At 36.3% G+C, this 5,611-nt stretch carries 5 protein-coding genes and 1 pseudogene; 4 read left to right on the plus strand and 2 right to left on the minus strand.

What is annotated here, in order from left to right:
- The first annotated feature begins 226 nt into the window (after window positions 1-226).
- Window positions 227-2,380 (plus strand): CDC48 family AAA ATPase, encoded by a 2,154-nt coding sequence (locus H5T45_07165; protein ID MBC7129482.1) that lies wholly within the window; start codon window positions 227-229, stop codon window positions 2,378-2,380.
- Here H5T45_07165 and gcvT read toward each other — a convergent pair.
- The gene (gene gcvT / locus H5T45_07170; protein MBC7129483.1) at window positions 2,377-3,468 is read right to left on the minus strand and encodes a glycine cleavage system aminomethyltransferase GcvT; all 1,092 of its coding nucleotides are present in this window, start codon (window positions 3,466-3,468) and stop codon (window positions 2,377-2,379) included. The two genes, H5T45_07165 and gcvT, sit on opposite strands and share 4 nt — an antisense overlap.
- Before the next feature lie 53 nt (window positions 3,469-3,521).
- On the opposite strand from gcvT, the gene H5T45_07175 reads away from it, so the two are divergent.
- Together H5T45_07175 and H5T45_07180 are read left to right on the plus strand one after the other, a co-directional pair.
- Window positions 3,522-4,358, plus strand: a complete 837-nt coding sequence (locus H5T45_07175; protein MBC7129484.1) for a GTP cyclohydrolase I FolE2 — start codon at window positions 3,522-3,524, stop codon at window positions 4,356-4,358.
- A gap of 26 nt (window positions 4,359-4,384) precedes the next feature.
- Window positions 4,385-5,017: an RNA 2'-phosphotransferase gene (locus tag H5T45_07180; GenBank protein ID MBC7129485.1), complete on the plus strand. Its 633-nt coding sequence runs from the start codon at window positions 4,385-4,387 to the stop codon at window positions 5,015-5,017.
- On the opposite strand, the pseudogene H5T45_07185 reads toward H5T45_07180, so the two are convergent.
- Window positions 5,014-5,325 (minus strand): annotated as a pseudogene (locus H5T45_07185) (DUF2703 domain-containing protein). The gene H5T45_07180 and the pseudogene H5T45_07185 sit on opposite strands and share 4 nt — an antisense overlap.
- Before the next feature lie 123 nt (window positions 5,326-5,448).
- On the opposite strand from H5T45_07185, the gene H5T45_07190 reads away from it, so the two are divergent.
- Window positions 5,449-5,611, plus strand: a 163-nt coding sequence (locus H5T45_07190; GenBank protein ID MBC7129486.1) for a helix-turn-helix domain-containing protein, incomplete at its 3' end; no start/stop codon positions are given.

Genomic DNA, 5,611 nt, shown 5'->3' on the forward strand with positions numbered 1-5,611 from the left:
AATTTTTGGGGGACTAGAAACAAAAAGATTACTATTTTCCAGATTTAAAAAAGAAGATATGAGAAGGAAACATGTAATTGGAATGGCAATTTGCCATAACCTCCAGACATATATGACTATTTTTTATCCCTATAATTTTCTTTATGAATATGTTAAATGTAATTGATTTGTTCAACAACCCCCAGTATATAGTAAAATATTTATATTACCTCTGATATACATTTTTATGCCAGAAGAATATGTTGTTAGGGTTGAAGAGGCAAAACCAAGGGATGCAGGTAGAGGGATTGCAAGAATTGACCCAGAAATTGCTGAAGAAATGAAATTAACCCCTGGAGATGTTATATCAATTGAAGGAAGGAAAAAGACCGCCTGCATTTACTGGCCAGGATATGGCGAGGATGCGGGCAGAGGAATAATAAGGATAGATGGAATAACAAGAAAAAATGCTGACGCAGGGATAGATGATAGAGTTAAAATAAGAAAAATAAAAGCAAAAACTGCTGAAAAGGTTGTTTTCTCCCCTCTTGAGGATTTAAGGCTTGTTGGGGCTGAAGAATATCTGCTTCATTTGCTGGAAGGGAGAGTTGTCACAAAGGGGGATATAATATCAATAAACTTAATGGGAAGGAAAATAGATTTGATTGTAGTGGGTGTGTCTCCTTCTGCTGAAGCAGTAATAATTGGAACAACAACAGAAATTAAGGTTGGAGAAAAAACAGTGATGGAGGGAAAAGTTCCACATGTTACATATGAAGACATTGGAGGACTTGAAGATGAAATAAAGCAAGTCAGGGAAATGATAGAATTGCCGTTGAAGCATCCAGAACTTTTTGAAAGACTTGGTATAGAAGCACCAAAAGGAGTTTTGCTTCATGGTCCGCCTGGCACGGGCAAGACATTGCTTGCAAAAGCGGTTGCAAATGAAACAAATGCAAACTTTTATTCATTGAGCGGACCTGAAATAATGAGTAAGTATTATGGGGAGAGTGAGGAAAATATAAGAAAAATATTCAAAGAGGCAATAGATAATGCTCCATCAATAATTTTTATAGATGAAATCGATTCAATTGCTCCTAACAGGGAAGAAGTTACTGGAGAGGTTGAAAGAAGGGTTGTTGCACAACTTCTTGCTTTGATGGATGGGCTTGAAGAGAGAGGGAAGGTTATTGTTATAGGAGCAACAAATAGAATAAATGCCATCGACCCGGCTTTAAGGCGCCCCGGTAGGTTTGACAGGGAGATAGAAATAGGAATACCTGATAAGAAAGGAAGGAAAGAAATCCTTGAAATCCATGCACGCGGCATGCCCCTCTCAAAAGATGTAAATTTAGATAGGCTGGCAGAAATAACTCATGGCTATTCTGGAGCAGACTTAGCAGCCCTTGCAAGAGAGGCTGCGATGAGGGCTTTAAGGAGAATACTTCCAGAGATAGATCTGGAGGCGGAAAAAATACCGAGTGAAATTCTTGAAAAAATAGAAGTCACGGAAAAGGATTTCTACGAGGCATTTAAATCAATGAGTCCATCAGCTTTGAGAGAGGTTGTTATAGAAAGCCCGAATGTAAAATGGGATGATATTGGAGGACTTGAAGAAGCAAAGCAAAAATTGAGGGAAGCAATTGAATGGCCACTAAAATATCAAGAATTATTCTCTCACATGAAAGCAAATCCACCAAAAGGAATATTGCTTTATGGTCCGCCTGGCACTGGCAAGACATTGCTTGCAAAAGCAGTTGCTACAGAAAGTGGAGCAAATTTCATAAGTGTTAAGGGACCAGAATTTCTATCAAAATGGGTTGGAGAAAGCGAAAAGGCAGTAAGAGAAACTTTCCGCAAGGCAAGGCAGGCGGCGCCCTGCATAATATTCTTTGACGAAATTGATGCAATTGCCCCCGCAAGAGGGAGGACGGACACGGAAGTAACTGAGAGGATAATAAGCCAGATGCTAACTGAGATGGATGGGCTTGAAGAGCTGAGAGATGTGATTGTTATAGCTGCCACAAATAGGCCTGATATGATTGATACTGCGCTTCTTCGCCCTGGAAGATTTGACCGCCTTATATACATTCCCCCGCCTGATAAGGAGGCAAGAAAGGAAATATTAAAAATTCATTTAAGGGAAAAACCAGTTGATAGTGATGTAAGCATTGATGAACTCGTTGAAAAAATGGAGGGATATACTGGAGCGGATATAGCTGGGGTTTGCAATGAAGCGGTTATGTCTGCTATAAGAGATTATATAAAGAATGGAAATAAAAAAATAGAGGAACTAAAAATATGCAAGAGACATTTCGAGGAAGCGATGAAAAATATAAAACCTATTCCAAAGGAAGAGATGGAAAAATATATAAGAATAGCAGAAGAATTTGAGCGTTAGCAGGCATCTTTGCCTACAAAGGGAGGTTTTATAATTTTTGCCCTTATATTTTTCCTTCCTTTTATTTCAACTTCACTTCCAATGTTTATATAGGATTTTCTTATGTATGCCATCGCTATTCCTTTTTTGAGGCAGGGAGAAAAGCCGCCTGAAGTTACATTTCCTATTTTTACACCATCTTTGATTACATCTTCTCCATGTCTTGGAATACCAGAATCAATGCATTCAAGAAATGCAAGCTTTTCATACTCCTCTTTTTTCTTAAATTCAAGTAGAGCATTTTTTCCTATAAATTCATGGTTCCAGTCGATGCACCATTCCAAACCCGCTTCCACTGGATTTCTTCCTCCAGCAAACTCGTTTGAGGCAAGCATAAATCCTTTTTCAAGCCTTAATGTATCTCTTGCTGCCAAGCCAACGGGCATTATACCGTATTTTTTTCCTTCCTTAAGCAATGCCCTGAACATCTTTTCCGCTTCTTCAGCTGGGGATATATACATTTCATAACCCTTCTCACCTGTATATCCACTTCTTGATAATATGCATCTTCCATTAAAATCTATCTTAAAATTTTCTTTTTTCAATTCGATGCATCCAAAAAATTGCAAATTAAAAGGAGTGATTATCTCCTGCAGTGTTTCCTGTGAAAATTTGCCCTGCACTGCAATTATTGAGTAACTATCATTTGCATCTTCTATTTCAATCCCTTCTTCATTGTTTTTTTCCATCCATTCAATAATTTTTTTTTGCATTCCAGAATTTGGAATAAACAGGTGCTCGTTTCCTAAATTAAAAAATAACTCATCATCTATTATGTGAGCATTTTGGTCCAGAAGCAGTGTATATGCTCCTTTCCCTTGCTCTATTTTTTCCCCTCTTTCAACAGTAATTTTACTTATGAACTCTTTTATATTTTTACCTTTCAAAAAAACTTTTCCCATATGGCTTACATCAAAAATTCCAACATTTCTACGAACATTTAAATGCTCTTCATTTACAGAAGCATATTTGAGAGGCATTTCATATCCCATGAAATTTGTAAAAGTTGCCCCAAGCTCTTTATGCAATTCATATAATGCGGTTTTCATGCGGGATAAATACCAAAATACTTAAATTTTTATCTATGTAAGTATTCATTATTGTGCTGTCAGATGTTCAATCAAGGAAACCAGAAGCAAATTTCAAATTAACAAGAGTAGGAGTTAAAGGAATTAAAAAGCCTGTCTGTATAAAAAGAAAAGAGAAGGTTGTTAATCTTATAGCAAACATAGAACTCTTTGTCGATTTACCTCCAACAAGGAAAGGAAGCGACCTTTCAAGAAATGCCGAAATAATAGAAGAAATAGTCGATAGTTCAGTAAGGCAACCCTCAAAAAGTTTAGAGGATTTATGTGAAAAAATAGTTGAGGAAATGCTTTTAAGGCATGAATATGCAAGCAAGGCGGAGGCGAGGATAAATTCGGACTATTTTCTAGAAAGATGCACGCCCGGCGGGAAGAAAAGCCTCGAGCCGTATAAGATAATGGCGGTTGCGATAAAGGGAAGGGGCGAGGCGGCAAAAAAATTTATAGGTGTTGAAGTTATCGGAATGACGGTTTGCCCCTGTGCTATGGAAAATATAAAAGCTAAATATGGGGAAATTTACTCTCATAATCAGAGGAATGTTGCAAGTGTTTTTATTGAAAATGATGGGAGTATTGATGCGGATGAAATTATTTCAATAATAGAAAAATCGATGAGTACGCCTACCTTTGAAATATTAAAGAGAGGAGATGAAATGGAAGTAGTTAGAAAAGCACATGAAAATCCTAAATTTGTCGAGGATGTTGTAAGAGATATTTTAAAAGAAATAGTCAGCAGATATAAAAATCTGCCAGATAGTACGGTTGTTATTGCAAGGAGTGAGAGCTTTGAATCAATACATAAGCATAATGCATTTGCAGAAAGAATTACAACCATAGGAGAGTTAAGAAAATAATTTAAATTGCTAAACCATTATGTGCAATGATAGGAATATGCGAGCAGCACGGCTTTTATAGGGGCGAGGATTGCCCTTACTGCAAGAGGAAAGGAAAATTTTTGATGAATGATAAAGAAGCAAAAAAATTGAGCAGTTTGATGGTTGGTATTCTGCGGCATTTTCCACAAAATTTTGATTTAGAAATTGATAAAAAAGGATGGATAGAAATAGATAAGATGGCTGAAGCAATAAAAAATAAAGTGGAGGGATTTTACTGGGTTAGGAGGAAGCATATTGAGGCGGTTGCAGCAACTGATGAGAAAGGAAGATATCAGATAAAAGATGGAAAAATAAGAGCAACTTATGCTCATACAATAGATGTTGATTTATCAGATTTGCCAGATGCAGATGTTGATGAACTTTATTATCCTGTAACTGAAGAAGAACTGGAAATTGTGCTTGAGCAGGGACTGCTTCCAGTTGATAGAAATAAAGTTCATTTGAGTGGTAGCATAGAAAAAGCAACCGAAGCCGGCAAAAGAAGATGTGAAAATCCAGTTATACTTAAAATAGATGTAAAAAAAGCGCTGGAAGATGGGCTTAAAATAAAAAAAGCTGGAAATGAAGTATATATAGCAGATAAAGTAGATGGGAAATATATAAGCAAAGTAGGTTAGCTTGCGCTCCTTTTAACTTCTTCTATTGCCCTAACAATCATCTCTCTGTTGAGGCTTCCGCTATATTCTTCTCCGACTTTATAAATTTTACAGCCAAAAAGGAAGGCTATCTCGCTTTTCTTTTTCAATGTCCAACCCACTGATTTGAATGCTTGGAAAACTTAAAAATGATATTTTTTGACATATTTTTCTGATTTTATTTCTACAATCTCTCTTTCTTCATTAATTCCTTTTTCCCTTAGAACATCTTTCAGCAAATTTAAAGAATGTTTTGCATTAGGACAATCTCTTAAATATAAAAAACGAATTTTTCTTCCTTTTCATTGTTCCTCATGCTTCTTTGTATATAGTCCTAACCAACATGTAAAGTAAACACAGATCAGTAACATTTCTTAAACCAATTTCCCATTCTTTATAGGAGGGAATGGGAAATGTCACATGTTACTCCAGAAATGAGGAGAATAATGGCTATGGCAAAGAAGGCAGGAAAGAAAACAAAAGAAATTGCTGAATTTCTTGGAATAAGCAGAAAAACTGTATGGAAGTGGAATAAAAGAGCACATCATCCAGGAAAGGAAAGTTTTAGAGATAAAT

The organism is Thermoplasmatales archaeon, from assembly GCA_014361245.1.
Taxonomy (GTDB): domain Archaea; phylum Thermoplasmatota; class E2; order UBA202; family JdFR-43; genus JACIWB01.